Origin of the sequence: Brevibacillus humidisoli, assembly GCF_020923435.1 — a bacterium.
Taxonomy (GTDB): Bacteria; Bacillota; Bacilli; order Brevibacillales; family Brevibacillaceae; genus Brevibacillus_E; species Brevibacillus_E humidisoli.
In genome coordinates, this window is record NZ_CP087263.1 from 3,253,495 (window position 1) to 3,272,303 (window position 18,809).

Consider the following 18,809-nt stretch of genomic DNA (forward strand, 5'->3'; position numbering starts at 1 on the left):
GTTCCATCCGTCGCTGTACCAACGGGAGTTTGAGTTTCAATTCCTCATAGGTACGATACAAACCATCCTCATGTGCGGAGACTCAACAAACAAGCAGGATGGTTTCAATTCCTCATAGGTACGATACAAACCGCGACAAACTGGCCGGGGAATACGTGGACTTTCGAGGGTTTCAATTCCTCATAGGTACGATACAAACTGGACGACTCTGGAGTCGGTGGCGGTGTCACGGACCGTCGTTTCAATTCCTCATAGGTACGATACAAACTCGAGTGGAATCGCCATTTTTCCGTCGTTCGTGACGCGCAGTTTCAATTCCTCATAGGTACGATACAAACGTTGGAGTGGACGACGATGAACGAGAGTCCAACTGGTTTCAATTCCTCATAGGTACGATACAAACAAAAAAAACTTTTGCTGCCTGCGCCCCAGCAAAACGGTTTCAATTCCTCATAGGTACGATACAAACTTGTTCATGCTACGTGGAGTGCTGAACATATTCCGATGAGTTTCAATTCCTCATAGGTACGATACAAACATCTATCTGAGTGCGCTGTTTGCAGCGTAGTAGCAGTTTCAATTCCTCATAGGTACGATACAAACTCGGCTGTACAACCTAAGTTCTGCCTTTCCGGGATACCTAGTTTCAATTCCTCATAGGTACGATACAAACCGAGGTGCTGAACACTCTATTCACACGAATAGTGGAAAGGTTTCAATTCCTCATAGGTACGATACAAACAGTATATTCTACCAAAGTTAACGCTGGCTATCTATTGTTTCAATTCCTCATAGGTACGATACAAACCTGCGAAACTGCTCTATCAGCAGATCGGGTTGTTAACGGAGTTTCAATTCCTCATAGGTACGATACAAACGGGAGAATTGTTGTCCTATCCATTCAGAAGGGGGGGTCTGTTTCAATTCCTCATAGGTACGATACAAACAAGCTCCAATTCCACATCTACCCTAGTACGAGCAGGAGGGTTTCAATTCCTCATAGGTACGATACAAACCTGCATCCCTAGTGAAACGAGATACTCTTTTATGACGTGTTTCAATTCCTCATAGGTACGATACAAACGATGCTGCCCAAAGTCTCCATGATGCCAGCAATGTGTTTCAATTCCTCATAGGTACGATACAAACGCGGAATAAATCGTCGTCCGACATAGCCGTGTATTGTTTCAATTCCTCATAGGTACGATACAAACCTTCGCCTCCATTGTAATAGCTTTGATACCGCCAAAAGTGTTTCAATTCCTCATAGGTACGATACAAACACCAGCAGGGAGGGATGATGGATGAGGACTGAAGCGCTGTTTCAATTCCTCATAGGTACGATACAAACCCAAAAAACCCCTGCCGTAATAACCTTTCTTAAAAATACACCATCTTACCAAAAAACTCCATACCTACCTGCAAACTTCACTTCCCTCCTTCTCCCACAACACTTTTGCCAAAAAAGCATTTGTCGTCGATCCCCAGGGTTTTCTACACTACTGGAGGTCGACGACAACATTATCAGCAGTCTTTTACATAATCAAGAGAAGCCCGGATTCTCCGATGACAGGGAAAGTGCGAGCCAGGATCTAGCCCAACCTCGCTCACCATCGACTCCCTGTCATCAAGGCGATCTTAGATAAAAAACGGAAGCTGTTCAGCCCCAACCATCCGAGCGTACAAGAAAAGCTGTCCCTTGTGATGTATCTCGTGATCGATGGCAAGTTTGACCAGCTTTTTCCTCGGTCCATGCAGGTTGGGATGCGGCGAAGCATACTCTTTTTCCAATTCTTCATCGGTCATCGAAGCAAACGTATCCTTCGTCTGTTCGGTAAAGCTCTGAACAGCCCGGCGTACATCTGCCATCGTATGGCATTCTTCCACAGAGGGCATAGTGATCTTGCCTTCTCCGCTCTTGGCGGTGCTGACGAACATGTCGGTCGATGCGGCGATGTGCAGGGCCAGTTCGCCCAGTCCCATCGCCCCCGACCACGGTTTATAACCAATCTGGCCATCCGGGATTGCATCTAGCAGTCGTTGCAATGCCTCGCGATGCTTCAACCATTCCTTCATCATCTGTTCCGATAGACTCATCGTTTCATCACTCCACTTCATTTTATGTCGGAGATGTGTTGGCCGTATTGCCGGAATATTTTACCGATGGTAGCATGAAGAAATATAGCATACCAACCGAGAACCCGTATTGTAAAAACACGACATTGCGCTTCATGTAACCGTAAGATGTAAGATAGTCGTTCTTTTTGGGGGGATCAGATTGCATTCACATGCGGAAATACCGAGAGGCATCTTAAACGCAAGCGCAGCGGAGAACAAGTTCAGACTTACGTGGTATCCCCCGTCTACCGAGCTTAGCCTTGTTGTAGAGCGTTACTGGATCGTCGAGTGGGATTTGACGGGACAGGAACCGTATCGCCAGGAGAAGCTTCCCCATCCTTGCGTCAACCTGGTCGTTGAGAAGGGAAACACCCGAATCTTCGGAGTAGAGCGGGAGAAGACATCTTATCTGCTGCAAGGGAAAGGCAAAGTCTTCGGCATCAAGTTCAAACCAGGCTCCTTTTACCCCTTTGTCCAAACGCCTGTTTCTACCTTTACTGACGGCTCCCTCAGCATTCGCGAGGTTTTTGGCGTAGACGGCCACTTGCTGGAGCAAGAGATCCTATCCTCCCCAGACGCGAAAGCAATGGTTCAGCTTGCGGAAAACCTGATCCGTCGAAAACTCCCGGGGATCGACGAGAATGTCAGATTGATTCATCAGATTGTTGGCCGAGCCATTGCCGATCCCGAGATGATGAAGGTTGACGATCTCTCCAGAGAATTCGCTGTCCATCCAAGAACATTGCAGCGGCTGTTCCGTCAATACGTCGGGGTAAGTCCGAAATGGGTCCTGAAACGGTATCGACTGCATGAAGCAGCGAACAGAGTAGAAAGCGGGGAAGTGCCTGATTGGCGCAAGCTGGCACTGGATCTCGGGTATTATGATCAGTCCCATTTCATCAGGGATTTTAAAAGGATGATTGGTTCTTCTCCACAGGAGTATGCGAGCAGATGCGCTGGAGGCGCGGGGTACAGCTAAAGGCAGGGAGCGGTCTTCCGTCTCAAATGAAAAACCGAAACCGCAAAGAGAAACGAAATGAACAAAAAAACCGCGTGACCTAGACAATCACGCGGTAGCCGATCAGAATCACCACAACAAACAAGACAAGACAGCCGATCAGGAAACCAAGGCTGGGACGTTGCTTGGACGCCCGTACCATCGCCATCTCTGCCAACGAGATCGTGGCGATGCCAAGAAGCCCTTTGATGTAATAGAGCGGGTCATCGGTACGAAAGGCGAGCAGCATCCAGATTCCCGAAACAGCAATAATCACGTACATCAGGCGGAGGATCATCTGGATCACTTTGGCAATCTTCTGCTTGTCCAGACGGTACAAGACGTACCCGATAATCAATAGTACGAAAGCGACTTCCCATGCGCCGACATGAGACTGAATCAGCGGATTGTATAATTGACCCAACGTTGATTCAACTCCTTATTACCAAATAATAAGCCATATCTATTTTACTATATCATACCAGCAGGGAGTTGGGCTAACCGAGGTGTGTCACTTCTGGGAACAAACACCGGGGTAACACGGGTACACATAGTAAACAGAGACAGACTGAGGAAACCCTCCTTCGCTTGATCCGTCCCCAACCATCAGCTTTCCATCGCTTTCGCCAATGCGTAGAGCTTGTTGATCGTCTTCCAGTTCCGCACGGTCGCTGGTACGCCCAGCTTGTGCAGATTGCCGGCAAGCTTGGAATTGCGCACACTATTACGAAACAAAAGATAGAACTCCCGGCCTACAATCCGGTACTCCTCGCGTTCGCTGTTGTACGCACTGAGTCTTTGCACTCCTTCGGGTGACGAGGCTTCGGGCAGCAGAGCAACATAGAGACTCTCTCCTGCCGAAGATGCTTCGGCTTCCCGTACTGCCTCCTCGGAAAACGGGCAGTTGCCGATAATCTGCTCCAGTTCAGCGGACGTTCTCAGCACCACGGTGACCGTAAACCCGAATACCGCAGAGAACTCCTGTTCAATCCGCTGGCGCAGCGATGCTTCCCGTTCGTCCGATATAAACAGGACATTGCCGCTTTGAATATAGGTCTGCACCCGCTCCAACCCCATCGTTTCAAACATGCGTCTTAATTCGGCCATCTTGATCAGATTATTGCCGCCTACATTGATCCCTCTCAGCAGTGCGATATAAACCGTCATACCGATCCCCCTTCTCTTTTCTGTTTTTAGTAGGCTTAGCAAGTGTACGTATCTATGAAACTCCCATTATCAAGTCCATCTCACGTAGTACTTCCTCTTGATCGTGATAACCGCTGATTCCTCTTCATACGTTTTTCGCCCTATTGATGCAGTAATCGTACTGTACGCGATTCATCCAAACCTTGTATTGTAAAAAAGCGACAATTGCCAACCTGCATACATGTTCTGCATGTAAAAACCTCTCCAGAACGTAACGGAGAGGCAGTGAGGTAACATTTATTCTCTTTTAGCGTGTTGTCATTACCTAATAATTGACTGCTGTCGGTAAAAATTCACAATCATTTAAGGAGTACCACATCCCAACCATTCGTTGTCATCCCGATCCTCCTTGTCGGAAAGGATACTCACCAGCAACGCTCACCACAACACTACACGCTGGCCGATCTCCCTTTCCCTTGCACGCTCGTATATCTGTCTGGCGACGACGACATCCATTGCGGCCAATCCAACCGATTTAAACACGGTCAGCTCCTGATCGCGCTCGCGTCCCGCTCTGGTTCCCGCAACGATTTCGCCCAGTTCGGCGTGAAGCTGCTGACTGGTAAAAACGCCCTGCTCGATCGGTACAATCAGGTCACCCGTCTCTTCCAAGGCCGCTTCACGTGATTCTACCACTACTTTATCCGCACCAGCGATGATCTCCGTCGGCAGTTCCTGCATCTCGGGCCGAAACGAACCAATCGCATTGATATGGGTACCAGCGGACACAACCTCCGCCGAGAAAACAGGTGTGGCATGGTTGGTAGCCGTGACCACAATATCGGCGCCCGCCACTGCCCGATCCGCCTCGGCAACCACCTCCAGCCGGACACCGGTCACCTGCTGCCGCAATCGTCCTGCCAACTCCTCCGCTTTTGCCGGAGTGCGGTTATAGAGACGAATCTCCCGGAGCGGCCGAACGGCCAAGATCGCTTCGATTACCCCTGTTGCCTGCGCCCCCGTTCCTATCACACCAAGTACAGAAGCGTCCGTGCGGGCGAGGTGCCGTGTCGCCAATCCGGCGGCGGCACCGGTGCGCAGAATCGTCAGCTGAGAGGCCTCCAGCAGTGCCAGCGGTTCTCCCGTATCGACATCGGAGAGGATCATCACACCGTAGATCGTCTCCTTTCCCTTTCCTTTATTCATCGGGAACACAGATACAAACTTGCCCCCCAAACTGTCGGTCGCCTGCACCAGAGCCGGCATGAACAGCGAGGTCCCGTTTGCTTGGGAGACCGGTATGGCCGTGCGGATCGGAACGACCGCCCGGCCAGCGGAGGACTCCCGCAGAGCCACTGCCACTGCTTGGATCGCTTCTTCCATCGTGATCAACTGCCGCAGATCAGCGGCACTGAGCACAAGCATCCCATCACTCCTTTGCGGTCGTTGCGATGAACTGTGATTGTAGTGATCTGTCGTTCTACCGTTGCGGCTATCGAAGCAAAAAGCCTTCAGCCAATGGATCGGTTGGGTCTACCACAAACTGATGCAAACCCGTCACAAACGCCCTCCCCTCGATTCTCGGCACAATCGCCGGGAACTGGGCCACCTGGGTCGTGCTCAACACCTCTGCGACAAACTGACTGCCGACAATCCCTTCGTGCACAAAACGCTTTCCCACAGGCAGCATGCCTCTCTGATGCAAAGCAACCAGCCGGGCGGCAGTGCCGGTACCACAGGGAGAGCGGTCGATTTGGGCATCCGCAAAGATTGTCACGTTGCGCAAGTCGGAGTCGGCCCGCTGCGGTTGATCTGAGATGATCACTCCGTAGATGCCCTGCAGTTCCTGCTCCTCCGGATGGACCACATCCAGCTTGGCCTCCACCTGCTCTTTGATCATGCGTCCCCACTTTTGCAGTGCGGGTAGTTGATCGATCTCCACCTTCACCTCCAGGTCTTTGGCCTGCACAATCGCGTAAAAAGCTCCGCCAAAAGCGACATCTACCGCAAACCGCCTTCCCTCGCACTCCAGCTCCAGATCCTGAGCGTAGACAAAGGACGGCACGTTTTCAAAAGAAACGGATGTCACTTCTCCCCCTGTCCAGGTGGCCCGAGCGATGATCTTACCTGCCGGACTGTCGATCACAATCGGCCGCGCAGGATCTTGCAGCTGCAAATAACCGGTCTCCAGCACAACTTTGACCACGGCGATCACACCATGTCCGCACATCGTGCTGAAGCCCTCGTTGTGCATAAACAACACGCCAAAGTCGGAGTCTTCCTGCACCGGTGGCGTAATCACGCAGCCGTACATCCCGTGGTGTCCGCGCGGTTCATACATCAACACCTGACGAAGGTGATCAAGATGTTCGCGAAAATACGCCCTTCGCTCCATGATCGTGCTGCCCGGAAGCGGTGGAATTCCGCTGGTGATGATCCGCAGCGGTTCTCCCCCTGTGTGCGTATCGATCGTGGTAAACAACTTGTTTATCTTCATACCACTGCCCTCCCCTCTGTCGGACGCGAACCGGACACTTAGAAGCTGTGTTTGATTGCACAGGTTTTGATTTCACTGTAAAAGTCGAGTGCGGCCTGGCCTTGTTCGCGGGAGTGGGAACTGGACTGCTTCATTCCGCCAAACGGCGCTTGATACTCCACCCCGGCCGTCTCCTGATTGACCCGCACCATGCCGGCTTCCGCCTGTTCGAGGAACTGAAATGCCCGCGACAAATCTTGAGTAAACAACGATGCGCTCAGTCCATATACGCTCCGGTTGCACAACTCAATCGCTTCGGCAAAGTCATCTGCCGGAAGCACCACCGCTAGCGGGCCGAACACTTCCTCCTGCACCAGCGAATGATCAGGCGTAAGACCGGTTACGACGAGTGGATTGATGTAATACCCTCTCTCCTTGATCGTCTCCGGCGTGACGCACTCGGCGACCAGTTCCGCTTCTCTCCGTGCTGTTGCGGCAAAGCCGCCAACCTTCTCGTATTGATCAGCGGATGCGACTGGTCCCAGATACGCGTCTGGATCGAGAGCAGATCCCACTTTTACAGACGTGATCGCTTCCTGCAGCAGCTCGACAAATGTGGGATAGATCGCCCGTTCGACGATGATTCGGCTCGTTGCTGTACACTTTTGTCCCGCCGAACGAAACGCCCCGCTCAAGATGATCGGGATTGATCGTTTCAGGTCAGCGTCACGCAGTACAACCGCCGCATTTTTCCCGCCCATCTCCGTCTGATACTTGATATTGCGCCGGGCGCAGCTTTCTGCCACCACTCTGCCGGTAGCGGTAGAACCAGTAAAGCTGACGGCCTGCAGATCTACCTCTTCTAAAAGCGTGCTGCCAATCTCTCGCCCTTTGCCGATGACCACATTGAGCACCCCTGGCGGCAGCTTTGCCGCAGCGAACAACTCAGATAACCTGGTCGCCGTGAGCGAACCGATTTCGGACGGCTTCCAGATCACGGTATTGCCGCAAATCAGGGCCGGGGCGATTTTCCAGATCGGGATCGCCACGGGGAAGTTCCACGGCGTGATGACGCCGACGACACCTAGTGGGACCCGTTTGGTGTACTGCAGCACATCCCTGTCAGCTGAGGGAATGAGACTGCCGTTGGCGCGCATCCCTTCGGCAGCATAGTAGCGGAGCAGATGGATGCCTCTGGTTACTTCCCCGCGCATTTCACTGATCGGTTTGCCCATCTCTTGGCTCGCCAACTTAGCCAGTTCCTCGCTGTTCTCCGCAACAACGGCGGCCATGCTGTACAAGTACTCCCCCCGCGCCGCTCCAGACAGTCCTGCCCACTGGGGAAAGGCAGCCTGCGCCGCCTCTGCTGCTGTTCGCACGTGGGACTGGTCAGACAGGCGGATCTGTCCGACCGCCTGCGCCGTATCAGAGGGGTTTTGCACAACGATCGCTTCCCCCTGCGGCGTGATCCACTCCCCGCCAATCCAGTTTTTGCTCTCCATCTCCTCCTACCTCCTGTTCTTTGGGCATGATCGTATCCAAACCAGCTTTCCAATGAAACGCTTTACCGTTAGCTCGTTACAGGTCTTACCGCATCCTCATAGGCCTGCTTGATCGCCGCCAGGTCCGCCTGAGCCAGCGGCAATCGGGGCGGCCGCGTCGGTCCTGCGGGCTGCCCGGCCAGCTCCATCATGTACTTGATCGCCTGCACCAGTTGCGGGCTGGCGTCATAATGGAACAGCGGCAGCAGTTGCCGGTAGAGCGGCAATGCTTGATCCACCTTGCCCGCTCTCGCCCATTCAAACAGCTTTACGCCTTGCTCGGGAAGTGCGTTGGGCACTCCGGAAATCCAGCCTGTAGCCCCTGCGATGGGTCCTTCCATCGCCAAGTCGTCCACACCGATCATCACTTCCAAATCGCTCTCGCGCAGGATGTCATGCACCCGTCGGACGTCGCCGGAGAACTCTTTTACACCGACCACGTTCTCCAGCTTGCTCAACTTGGCCAGCAAGACAGGGGTGAGATCGGTCGGATAATCACGCGGATTGTTGTAGGCGATGATCGGAATGCCCACGCCGGACAGCGCTTCATAGTGGGCGATAATCTCGTTCTCCAGCGGCTTGTAGCTGACCGGCGGCAGGGCCATCACCCCGGCCGCTCCCGCTTCCTTGGCGTGACGAGCCCACTCCACCACCTGCTTGGTCGATGGCGCTCCCGTCCCGACGACGACCGGAACCCGTCCCGCTGCCGCCTTGATCACGGTTTCGACAACCTTGGCCCTCTCTGCCGCTGTCAGAGTGGCATACTCGCCCAACGACCCGGCGGGAACCAAGCCATGAACCCCCTTTTCGATCAGCCAATTGGACAATTCGTGCAGTCTCTGATAATCCACCTCATACTGATCGGTAAACGGTGTGACGATCGCCACATAAACACCTGGAAAATGTGCCATACATTCTTCCTCCTCTTCTCGTGTTTGAAATGGTCGTGAATCGACAATCGGTCCCTTGCTTGTTGGTTGTAGCTCGTTGCTTGTAGCTCGTTGCTTGTAGCTTGTAGCTTGCAGCTCCTGCCTGTTGCTGCAACATGCAGTGGTGCGACGGGCAACTGTCTGCAGAGTCAGTGGTCATCCGCAGGCGGTATCAGCAGAAACCCTTCCCGCAGCTCATCGTCAGGGTGGTAGAAGAAGGTATGCATGCCCATCAACCAGGCGGAGCCTGTGATCTGCGTCACCACGGCCTGCAGTCCGCTCACCTCCGTCTGCCGCAACACCTTGCTGCGAAACAGGGAACCGACGATGCTTTCGTGGACAAACTCCTCGCCGATCCCGATCTCTCCTTTGGCAAACAGGGTGGCCAGCTTGGCTGAGGTTCCCGTGCCGCAAGGAGAGCGATCGATTCCGCCGGGCGGCACCACCACTGTATTTTTGACATGGGCTGCGGGATGGACGGGATCGGTATAAAACTCGACATGGGTCAATCCCTTGATGAACGGCGCTTCCGGATGAACGACCGAGACTTGCTGGTTGATCGTCCGCCGAATCCGCACCGCTGCATCGACGATCTGCGAGACGTTGGCGGGAACTAGTTCAAGACCTAGCTTGCGGGCGTCGGTAATGGCGTAAAAGTTGCCGCCGTAGGCAAGGTCACAAGCGACTTGGCCGATCCCCTCTACCTCCACTTCCACCTGTCGATACAAAAAAGCCGGGATGTTCTGGAAGCTGACAGATGTCGCCTTTCCTCCTTCCACCTGAATGCTGACCTCGACCAGACCGGCTGGCGTATCCAGTTTCAGCGTGGTGATCGGCTCCCTCGCCGCAACGATTCCCGTCTCCACCAAGGCGGTGCAAAACCCGATCGTGTCATGGCCGCACATCGGCAGATAGCCGCCTGTCTCAATGTAGATCACGCCCACATCTGCCTCTGGATGAACCGGCTCCACCAGCAGTGCCCCTGACATCACCTCGTGCCCGCGTGGTTCAAACATCAGCAGCTTGCGAATCCAGTCGTACTCCTGCTTCATCTGCAGCATGTTTTCCGCCATCGTGCTGCCTGTCAGCTTGGGCAGCCCGCTGAGTACGGTGCGGGTGGGATTTCCACCGGTGTGGGTGTCCACCGTGGTAAACACTTTGCTTGCTCTCATCGGCTCACATCCTTTCTCGAAAACGGTCGTAGCGCAGCGGTTCAACCGGGACGCTGGTCGGCTGTTCCGTCAGCATCTCGCTGATCAGCTTGCCGGTAATGGCCGCCAGACTGATCCCATCTCCCTCGTGGCCGGCCGCGATGTAGTATCCTGGCACTTCCTCCACTGCGGAGATGATCGGCAGATGATCCCGCGTCCACGGACGCAGCCCGCAGTAGGTGCGGATCAAGGTAAAGTCGGCCAACCCGGGGTAGAAGCGGATCGCCCGGCGGGCCATCAGCCTGACGACCGTCCAGTCCACGCGGGTGTCCAATCCGACAAACTGCCTGCTGCTGCCGATCAGAAAATTCTGACTCTCGGTCGGCTCAAACACAAGCGCTACCCCGTACTTTTCCGTCTCCGCATCTACCTGACGCGTACCGCCAAACTTGGAGATCAGGTAGCCGAATTCCATCACTTTCCTGAGGCCCAGGGGGACGGCACGGGAGGCGACGATGAGATGCCCTTTGCGAGGCAGAATCGGCACAGTGACACCAACCATCTCACCAATCCTGGGCGCCCAGACACCTGCCGCATTCACCACTTTTTTAGCCGTCACGACGCCGCCTGTCGTCTCCAGTCGGAACCCCTGACCGGATGAATCGCGCTGGATCGCCGTCACCTCCTGTCTCAGCCGGAAGCTGGCCCCGTACTCCTTCGCCCCTTGAGCCAGGGCAAAGGTCAGCAAATAGGGGTTTACCGTGGAATCGGTTGGACACTCCAGTCCTCCCTGCAGGTCATCTGCAAAATACGGAGATTCCTGCCGAATATCGGACTGATCCAGCATACGGAACGGGAGGCCGGCTTCCTTTTGCCTATTCACCCACTGCTCTGCGGCACTCATCTCCTCCTCTGTCTCGCAGACCAGTATGCTGCCAAGTGCCCGGTACTCAAACGGGTGTTTCAGCTCTTTGCTCAATTGCTGTACGAGCTGCTGACTTTTCAACGACATCTGGCTGTCAAAACCAGGATCTTTATCGATCGCCAAGATGTTGCCGTCACACCGTGAAGAGGTACCGCTGGCCAATTCCCCTTTTTCGATGACCGTCACCTGCAAGCCGGCCTTTGCGACGTAGTAGGCGATCGCACTGCCTATGATCCCGCCTCCGATAACGGCAACTTCGGTATGCGATGTCTGTTCCATCTCCGTCTCTCCCTCAGTGAATAGTGGGAAAATGTGTGATTCGCTTTCCCCGTTGTGCAAGGAATATGCCAAACAGTAGAGAACGTTATCTGTTGGACAATGAATAGGTAAAAGTGAATAGGTAACAGTGAATAATGAACAATTGTGGATGGGTACTTGGCTGACGGAAGCTGCCATTCGCAGCGGTGGCTGGTTGTTTTTGTGTCTACTTTTTTTGACAACAATTAGTGCGAATGTATAGAATACAAGAAAATGTATAAATTTTTATACAATTATCGAGAGGAGGAGAACAACAGATGATGCATAAACTTCCGCCGGTCTATCAACTGATTCAGTCTGATCTGAGCCCTTTGCTTGGGGAGCAAGCCGTTTGCGTAGAGGAGCTGCGCCTCCAACTCCCTGTCGCTCGCCATGACCAACCCTGGTCGGAGCTGATTCCCCTTTTTGCAGAAAGTCCCTACATCCTGATGGAGGATGCAGTTGGCACCCTGTTAGGTTATCTGGCGCAAAGTGACGCACTGCAAGCCGTGTTTTGCTCTTACGAATACCTACAAGCGTATTTTGAGACCATCCTCGACACCACGGATGCCTCCGTCACTGTGATTGACGAACACGGTCGTGTTGTGGTCTGGACGGAAGGAGCCGAGCAGATTTTTTCCCTGAAAGCAGCTGACGTGATTGGCAAACCGATCACACAGTTCTTCCCTGTAGAGATGCTGCAAACATTAAAAACGCTTCGAACCGGTGAATCGGTGCATCGACGGCAGCATCAGCCGCGCGAAGACTTGTTTGTCCTGATCAATACCAAACCGATTCGGCTGCATGAGCGGATCGTCGGTTCCGTTGCGTCCGAAACCGATGTGACCAGCCAGGTCCGGCTTAACCAGGAACTGTACAACGCCACGAAAAAAGTGCACCACCTGCAGCAAGAGGTGGCCAAACTAAGTCCGTCGCCCGATCCCTTTCACCAAATCAAGGGGACCAGTCTGGCGATTAGGCAGATCAAGGAAATGCTCAAAAAAGTGGGCTCTACGCACGTAACCGTCCTGATCCTAGGAGAAAGCGGCGTCGGCAAGGAAGTATTCGCCAAGGCGACCCACGATATCCGGGAGGCGGCAGGTGCACCGTTCGTCGCCATCAACTGCGGCGCGATCACACCCACGCTGTTTGAGAGTGAACTGTTCGGATACGAAAAGGGTGCTTTCTCCGGAGCCGATCAAAAAGGCAAAAAGGGCATGATCGAGCTGGCACGCGGCGGCACGCTGTTTCTCGATGAAGTAGGTGAAATGCCGTTGGACATGCAGGTAAAGCTGCTCCGCGTGCTGCAAGAGAAAAAATACTTCCCGGTCGGCGGGACCAGACAGATCGAGGCGGACTTCCGCGTCATCGCCGCCACCAACAAAGACCTCGCCGAGTTGGTGAAGGAGGGGAAGTTCCGCGAAGATCTTTTCTACCGGCTAAATGTAGTCACGATCAAGATCCCGCCGCTTCGCGAACGCATCGAAGATATCATCGAATTGAGCCACTTTTTCCTGTATGAATTCTCCGTACGCTACAACCGACCCGTTCAGGGGATTTCCCAAAACGTGATGCAGGCCCTGCTGCAGTACGACTGGCCAGGGAACATCCGTGAACTGCGCAACACGATCGAACGATTGGTCGTCTTCGCCACCGACGGGATCATCAAAGAGGAAGACCTGCCTTTTTCCCTGCAGACCAAACAACGAACCCCCTACACATCCATCCGCGACGACCTTGTCTCACTGGAACAGGAACTAAACCAGTATGAAAAACGAGTGATCCAGCACGCTTTGGATCAGGAGCATGGAAACAAACTGGCTGCTGCCAAGCGTCTAGGTATCTCTCGCGCTACGCTGTACAACAAGATGAACAAGTTGGGTATTCCGATCAGCTGATCTCATACAGATCCCCCTTTACCTCGTCGCCGCTTTCTCGTCGGCACCCTCTCACGACGAAATCGGTCACACGTGTTACACGCCCAGGTAAGCTCTCACTACCTTTTCGTCACGGCTTAATACCTCGGCTGTATCGGCAAGCATGATCTTGCCAGTCTCCATGACATAGCCGCGCGTGACCAGTCGCAACGCTGCCTTGGCATTTTGCTCGATCAGCAGCACCGTCGTGCCTTGTTCGTTGATCTGTTTGATGATGCCCAGGATCTCCTGCACAATGATCGGGGCAAGACCCATCGACGGCTCATCCAGCATCAGCAATTTTGGTCTGGCCATCAAGCCGCGGCAGATGGCCAGCATTTGCTGTTCGCCGCCGCTCAAGGTGCCCGCCAGCTGACTTTTCCGCTCCTTGAGCCGGGGAAACAGGGAAAAGGCCCGTTCAATCCCCTGCCGGACGAACGGCTTATCTTTTCGGACGGTAAACCCGCCTAATTCCAGATTCTCCAGCACGGTCAGACCGCCAAAGATCCGTCGGCCCTCTGGAACGTGAATTACGCCTCTGGACACGATCTGGTGCGGTTTCATGCCCGAGATGTTTTCCCCGGCAAACCAGATCTCTCCTTTCTGTGGCTGCAGCAGCCCGGATATCGCCTTTAGCGTCGTACTTTTCCCAGCTCCGTTGCTGCCCAATAGCGCGACAATCTCACCCTCTCGCACCTCCAGACTGATTCCTTTCAATGCTTCGATCTTTCCGTAAAACGCATGAATGCCATCGATCCGCAGCAGTGTGCTCAAACCACCTCCTCCTTTCCCAGGTACGCTTCGATCACGCGCGGGTTGTTCAAGACTTCGTCTGGCAAGCCTTCCGCGATCTTGTTGCCGTAGTCGAGCACGATCACCTGCTCGGAGATCTGCTTGATCAAGGCCATATCGTGTTCGATGATGAGTACAGTCAACTCGTAGGTGTCGCGGATGCGGCGGATCAGCTCAACCAGACGTGCTTTTTCCTCGTAGTTTAATCCGGCTGCCGGTTCGTCCAGCAGCAAAAAAGTAGGCTGGGTAGCCAGCGCGCGGGCGATTTCCAGATGGCGCTGCGCCCCGTATGGGAGGTGTTTGGCCAACCGGTAGGCGTACTCATCGATCCCGACAAAGCGGAGACACTCGTGTGCCACTTCCTCGATCCGCTCTTCTTCCGCCCGCTGCCGCCGGGTCCGCAGCAAAGCTCCCCAGACCCCTTGACGGGTACGGCAATGCATGCCGGATTTCACATTGTCCAGGACCGATACATGGGGAAAGAGGCGCAGATTCTGAAAGGTACGAGCGAGACCCATCCGCGTAATCTGGCTGGGCTTCCTGTTGTTTAAACGTTTGTCATCCAGGCGTATCTCGCCCTCTGTGGGCTGATAAAAGCCGGTGATCATGTTGAATACCGAAGTTTTCCCTGCGCCGTTAGGTCCGATGATGCTGGCAATCGTCCGGGAGCCAATCGTAAAAGAGAGCTGATTGACAGCGACCAGGCCACCAAAGCGAAGCATCAGGTTATCTACATGCAGAACAGACATCTCGCATCCTCCCTTTGGGCTATGATAGTTCGCGGCTGCGGCCGTCACTCTCCGTCAGCGAACCTGCAGCTGCCGCCGATTTGTCCCTGCTCTGCCGCTCCGGGACCGCTTCATATCTGGCTGGCCAGACCCCTTGCGGACGGTAGATCATCATCACGACCAGAGCGGCCCCGAAGATCAGGTACCGCCAGTCCTCGGCCGAACGCAGTACCTCCGGCAGCACGATCACCAGCAATGCGCCCAGGACCACGCCAGGAATGCTGCCCAATCCCCCCAGAACCACTGCCAACAAAATCATGATCGACTGCATGAAGCTAAAGCTAAGCGGAGCGATCGCGCTCATCTTGACGGCGAAGACAGATCCGGCCAGACTGCCGATCACTGCACCGATCGAATAGGCCAACAGCTTCATCCTGATCCGATTGATCCCCATCGCCTCGGCGGCATCTTCATCCTCGCGAATATACATCCACGCCCGGCCGATTCGAGACCGGCCCAACCGGGAGACAGCCAGGATCGTGAGGATGGCCAACAGCAGGATCAGATAGTAGAAATCGCTCTGCCCGGAGAGTGTATAGCCGACAATGCTCGGCCGGGGAATCCCGTAGATCCCCGAAGCAGATCCGGTAATGTCCAGATTGATCGCCAGTATCCGGATGATTTCTCCAAAACCAAGCGTCACGATCGCCAGATAGTCGCTGCGCAGACGCAAGGTGGGAGCTCCAATGATCACACCGCTAATGGCAGCCAGCAGAATGGCGACGGGAATCGTCATCCAGAACGACCATCCGTACACCGTCATCAAAATCCCCGTCGTGTAGGCACCTACCGCAAAAAAAGCGGCGTAGCCCAGATCGAGCAGACCGGCAAAGCCAACGACAACATTAAGTCCCTGGCTAAGCACGACGTAAAACAGGACCAGTGTGGCCACATCCAGCCAGTAGTTGTTTACGCCGAAGGGAAACACGATGGCCAGCAGCAGCAGCAATAGTTGCAACAATCGTCTCACTTGCTGTTTCATCCGCTACATCCTCTCCGTCACTTTCTCGCCCATGATCCCCGTCGGCTTTAGCACCAGAATCAGAATCAGCACGGAGAAGGCTACGACATCTTTCCACGATCCACCGATCAAAAACGTGCCGGCGGTCTCCATCATGCCCAGGAGGAAACCGCCAAGCATCGCGCCCGGGATGCTGCCGATTCCGCCTAGTACGGCCGCCGTGAATGCTTTCAGACCAATGATAAAGCCCATCATGAAGTTTACCGTTCCATAGTAGGCGCCCGACATCACACCAGCTCCAGCCGCCAGACTGGCACCGATAAAAAAGGTAAGCCCAATCACGCGATGCACATCGATCCCCATCAGGTGGCACGCCGTTTGATCAAGCGCGATAGCGCGCATAGCCTTCCCGTAGATCGTGCGCTGAATGAACAGCTGCAGACCGTACATTAGCAAGGCCGATATGGCAATCAATGCAGCCTGCGTATACGAGATGTGGGCCCCGAAAATCTCCCAGCCGTCCTGTGGCAGCTGCAGCGGATAGACCAGAAAGTTGGGACTCCAGACGATCATCGCGCCATTTTCCAGAAACAGGGACACACCAATCGCCGTGATCAAGATGGACAGGCGCGGCGCGAGAAGCAGGGGACGGTAGGCCAACCTCTCCATCCCCATGCCGATCACGCCAACCAGAAACATCGCCAGTAGAAAAACGACCCCAATCCCCATCAAACCGGCAGCACCCGTACCGTCACCGGTCAGCCAGGAGAGCAGACTAAACCCAATAAAGGCACCTAGCATGTACAGATCGCCGTGCGCAAAGTTGAGCAGCTTGATGATCCCAAACACCATCGTGTAGCCCAAGGCAATCAAGCTGTAAAAGGCACCGACTACCAGACCGTCTACCAGTGTTTGCAGTACTACTTCCATACCTTATCGATCCCCTCCGCCTGATGACTTGTCAGGTGTCTTTGCGTCGAAGCAGCTCATTTGGCCAGCTTAAATGTTCCCAACTCCACCTTCAGGACGGCAAAGTTGGACGTATCCAAGGTGTTTTGCTCATTAAAGGTGATGGTCTGTCCAAGTGCCTGATATCCTTTGGTCTCTTTGAGGGCTTGGCGAATCGCTTCCTGATCCGCCGAACCAGCCCGCTGTATGGCGTCCGCCAGCAGGTTGACACCGTTGTAGGTCAAAGCGGAGAATGGGCCTGGCGCCAACCCGTACGTTTTCTTGTACTCGTCCACGAATGCCTCGGCACCTTCAATAAACTCCGCTGTTGGGGTAGCTGAGATCAGCACACCCTCTGCGTTTTCCGGTCCGGCGATCTCAATCAGATCTTCACTGAAACTGCCGTCTCCAACGATAAACATACCGGGTACCTCTTTCTGGCGGAACTGTTTGACCAACAGTCCGCCTGCGGCGTAATAGCCGGTAAAGTAGACAGCGTCCGGCTCCAGTGATTTCAGCTTGGTCAGGAGCGCACTGAAGTCTTTCTCTTCCGGATTGATCGCCTCAAATGCGATGACGCTGCCACCCGCCTGCTCCACAGCCGCTTTGGCCGAATCAGCCAGGTCTTTGCTGTAGGCGGAATTGTCGTGAATCAGGGCAATCTTTTTCGCGTTCTTCTCGATCAGATAGGTTACCGCTGTCTTGGCCTGATCGGGAACCAGACCATTGATCAAAAACAGCGTATCGTAGCCTTGAGCCGGCAGCTTGGAAGAGTTGGCTGCGGTCACCACCATGGGAATTCCAGCGTTCTGAAAGACGCCAGAAGCAGGCAAGGTAGAGCCGGAACAATAGCCCCCGACCACTGCCGAGACGTTTTGTGAGGCCAGCTTGTTGGCAGCGCTGGTCGCCATCTGCGGATCACAGCCATCGTCGGCCACTTCCACCTTTAGCTGCTTGCCAAGCACGCCGCCTGATTCGTTGATCTTGCCCACAGCCAGTTCGACCGCATTCAGCATGTCTTTGCCGTCCGTCGCATTGTTGCCGGTGACCGGTCCAAGGAACCCGATCACAATCTCATCACCTCCACCAGCTGTCCCGCTCTCTCCCCCTCCTGCTGAATCTGTCGGCTGCGCCGAGTTGGCACACCCGCCGAGCAGCAGTGCGAATAACAAACATCCATATAAGGCCTTGCGCAGAAGCATTTTCATGTGAATCAACCCCCTTTTGTGTTGTAATGTTCAGAAAAAGCAATCTGCGTGCCAACCGATTTCCTCCATAAAATGCTGCACAACTCGTCCAAACCGTTCAGAAACGTAAACAATGAAGACAAAAAATGTGACAGAAAAATTATACATGTATGAATATTTGGACACATGTTCCCCAAACCATTATCAGTCCTCTTGCTACCGCACACCAGCCACCATTCTTTTTCTAATGCAGGCGCCATTTGCCTAGAAGAGAAGCGACTCGGCACGTTTGTTGCATGAAAGACTTCAGAGAAAAAGAGAGGAGAGTGGGAGATGGAGCCGCAAACGACAATCGTCTGCCGATGCGAAGAAGTTACACTGGAGACGCTGCTTTCAACCGTGAAAAGCTACCAGTGCTCTTCACGCGAATTAAAACTGAGGACGCGGGCAGGGATGGGTGTCTGTGGCGGTCGCACCTGCCGCCCTCTGATCGAGGCGATCCGCGAGCAGGTGACGGGGCGAGCGAGCAGCCATCCGATACCGCTTGGCTATCAACCGCCGATCCGTCCCGTCTGCTTCGGCTTTCTGGGGCAGCACTCAGAGAACGCCCCTGCCTCAGCCGAGCATGGCGACAGAG

General features: G+C 54.2%; 16 protein-coding genes, 1 pseudogene and 1 CRISPR repeat array (1 of these 18 running past the window's edge). Of the genes and pseudogenes, 3 read left to right on the forward strand and 14 right to left on the reverse strand.

What is annotated here, in order from left to right; all coding sequences use genetic code 11:
* Positions 1–1,351: a CRISPR direct-repeat array (repeat unit 30 nt; unit sequence GTTTCAATTCCTCATAGGTACGATACAAAC) (it extends 440 nt beyond the left edge of the window).
* A 287-nt stretch (positions 1,352–1,638) separates the two neighbouring features.
* Entirely contained in the window at positions 1,639–2,097 is a 459-nt protein-coding gene (locus tag LOK74_RS15985; protein ID WP_230043015.1) for a DinB family protein, read from the reverse strand.
* A 181-nt stretch (positions 2,098–2,278) separates the two neighbouring features.
* Here LOK74_RS15985 and LOK74_RS15990 point away from each other — a divergent pair, with 181 nt between their 5' ends.
* A complete protein-coding gene (locus LOK74_RS15990; RefSeq protein ID WP_230043016.1) occupies positions 2,279–3,097 on the forward strand; it encodes a helix-turn-helix domain-containing protein in 819 nt (272 codons plus the stop codon).
* Between the two features lie 79 nt (positions 3,098–3,176).
* On the opposite strand, the gene LOK74_RS15995 is transcribed toward LOK74_RS15990, so the two are convergent.
* From LOK74_RS15995 to LOK74_RS16030, 8 genes are all read right to left on the reverse strand, one after another.
* Positions 3,177–3,539: a YisL family protein gene (locus LOK74_RS15995; RefSeq protein ID WP_230043017.1), complete on the reverse strand. Its 363-nt coding sequence runs from the start codon at positions 3,537–3,539 to the stop codon at positions 3,177–3,179.
* 182 nt (positions 3,540–3,721) lie between these two features.
* Complete coding sequence (locus LOK74_RS16000) at positions 3,722–4,282, reverse strand: DUF1697 domain-containing protein (protein ID WP_230043018.1); 561 nt, start codon at positions 4,280–4,282, stop codon at positions 3,722–3,724.
* 417 nt (positions 4,283–4,699) lie between these two features.
* A complete protein-coding gene (locus LOK74_RS16005) occupies positions 4,700–5,686 on the reverse strand; it encodes an NAD(P)-binding domain-containing protein (protein ID WP_230043019.1) in 987 nt (328 codons plus the stop codon).
* Between the two features lie 67 nt (positions 5,687–5,753).
* The gene (locus tag LOK74_RS16010; protein ID WP_230043020.1) at positions 5,754–6,758 is read right to left on the reverse strand and encodes a proline racemase family protein; all 1,005 of its coding nucleotides are present in this window, start codon (positions 6,756–6,758) and stop codon (positions 5,754–5,756) included.
* 38 nt (positions 6,759–6,796) lie between these two features.
* The gene (locus LOK74_RS16015; protein ID WP_230043021.1) at positions 6,797–8,239 is read right to left on the reverse strand and encodes an aldehyde dehydrogenase family protein; all 1,443 of its coding nucleotides are present in this window, start codon (positions 8,237–8,239) and stop codon (positions 6,797–6,799) included.
* A gap of 68 nt (positions 8,240–8,307) precedes the next feature.
* Positions 8,308–9,189 carry a dihydrodipicolinate synthase family protein gene (locus LOK74_RS16020; protein WP_230043022.1) on the reverse strand — a complete coding sequence of 294 codons (882 nt, stop codon included), beginning with the start codon at positions 9,187–9,189 and terminating at the stop codon, positions 8,308–8,310.
* Between the two features lie 167 nt (positions 9,190–9,356).
* Positions 9,357–10,379, reverse strand: a complete 1,023-nt coding sequence (locus LOK74_RS16025) for a proline racemase family protein (protein ID WP_230043023.1) — start codon at positions 10,377–10,379, stop codon at positions 9,357–9,359.
* Between the two features lie 4 nt (positions 10,380–10,383).
* The gene (locus LOK74_RS16030; RefSeq protein ID WP_230043024.1) at positions 10,384–11,562 is read right to left on the reverse strand and encodes an NAD(P)/FAD-dependent oxidoreductase; all 1,179 of its coding nucleotides are present in this window, start codon (positions 11,560–11,562) and stop codon (positions 10,384–10,386) included.
* Positions 11,563–11,858: 296 nt separating this feature from the next.
* Between LOK74_RS16030 and LOK74_RS16035 the strand changes: the two genes are divergently transcribed.
* Positions 11,859–13,478, forward strand: a complete 1,620-nt coding sequence (locus tag LOK74_RS16035; RefSeq protein WP_420908681.1) for a sigma-54 interaction domain-containing protein — start codon at positions 11,859–11,861, stop codon at positions 13,476–13,478.
* A gap of 75 nt (positions 13,479–13,553) precedes the next feature.
* Here LOK74_RS16035 and LOK74_RS16040 read toward each other — a convergent pair whose 3' ends face one another.
* From LOK74_RS16040 to LOK74_RS16060, 5 genes are read right to left on the reverse strand one after another with little or no spacing between them, the layout of a single operon-like run.
* The gene (locus LOK74_RS16040; RefSeq protein WP_230047031.1) at positions 13,554–14,261 is read right to left on the reverse strand and encodes an ABC transporter ATP-binding protein; all 708 of its coding nucleotides are present in this window, start codon (positions 14,259–14,261) and stop codon (positions 13,554–13,556) included.
* A gap of 5 nt (positions 14,262–14,266) precedes the next feature.
* Positions 14,267–15,037, reverse strand: a complete 771-nt coding sequence (locus LOK74_RS16045) for an ABC transporter ATP-binding protein (RefSeq protein ID WP_230043025.1) — start codon at positions 15,035–15,037, stop codon at positions 14,267–14,269.
* Between the two features lie 19 nt (positions 15,038–15,056).
* Complete coding sequence (locus tag LOK74_RS16050) at positions 15,057–16,058, reverse strand: branched-chain amino acid ABC transporter permease (RefSeq protein ID WP_230043026.1); 1,002 nt, start codon at positions 16,056–16,058, stop codon at positions 15,057–15,059.
* A gap of 3 nt (positions 16,059–16,061) precedes the next feature.
* Positions 16,062–16,967, reverse strand: a complete 906-nt coding sequence (locus LOK74_RS16055; protein ID WP_230043027.1) for a branched-chain amino acid ABC transporter permease — start codon at positions 16,965–16,967, stop codon at positions 16,062–16,064.
* A 56-nt stretch (positions 16,968–17,023) separates the two neighbouring features.
* Positions 17,024–18,193 carry a branched-chain amino acid ABC transporter substrate-binding protein gene (locus LOK74_RS16060; RefSeq protein ID WP_230043028.1) on the reverse strand — a complete coding sequence of 390 codons (1,170 nt, stop codon included), beginning with the start codon at positions 18,191–18,193 and terminating at the stop codon, positions 17,024–17,026.
* Between the two features lie 312 nt (positions 18,194–18,505).
* On the opposite strand from LOK74_RS16060, the pseudogene LOK74_RS16065 reads away from it, so the two are divergent.
* Positions 18,506–18,766, forward strand: a pseudogene (locus LOK74_RS16065) ((2Fe-2S)-binding protein); the annotation flags it as partial.
* Between the last annotated feature and the right edge of the window lie 43 nt (positions 18,767–18,809).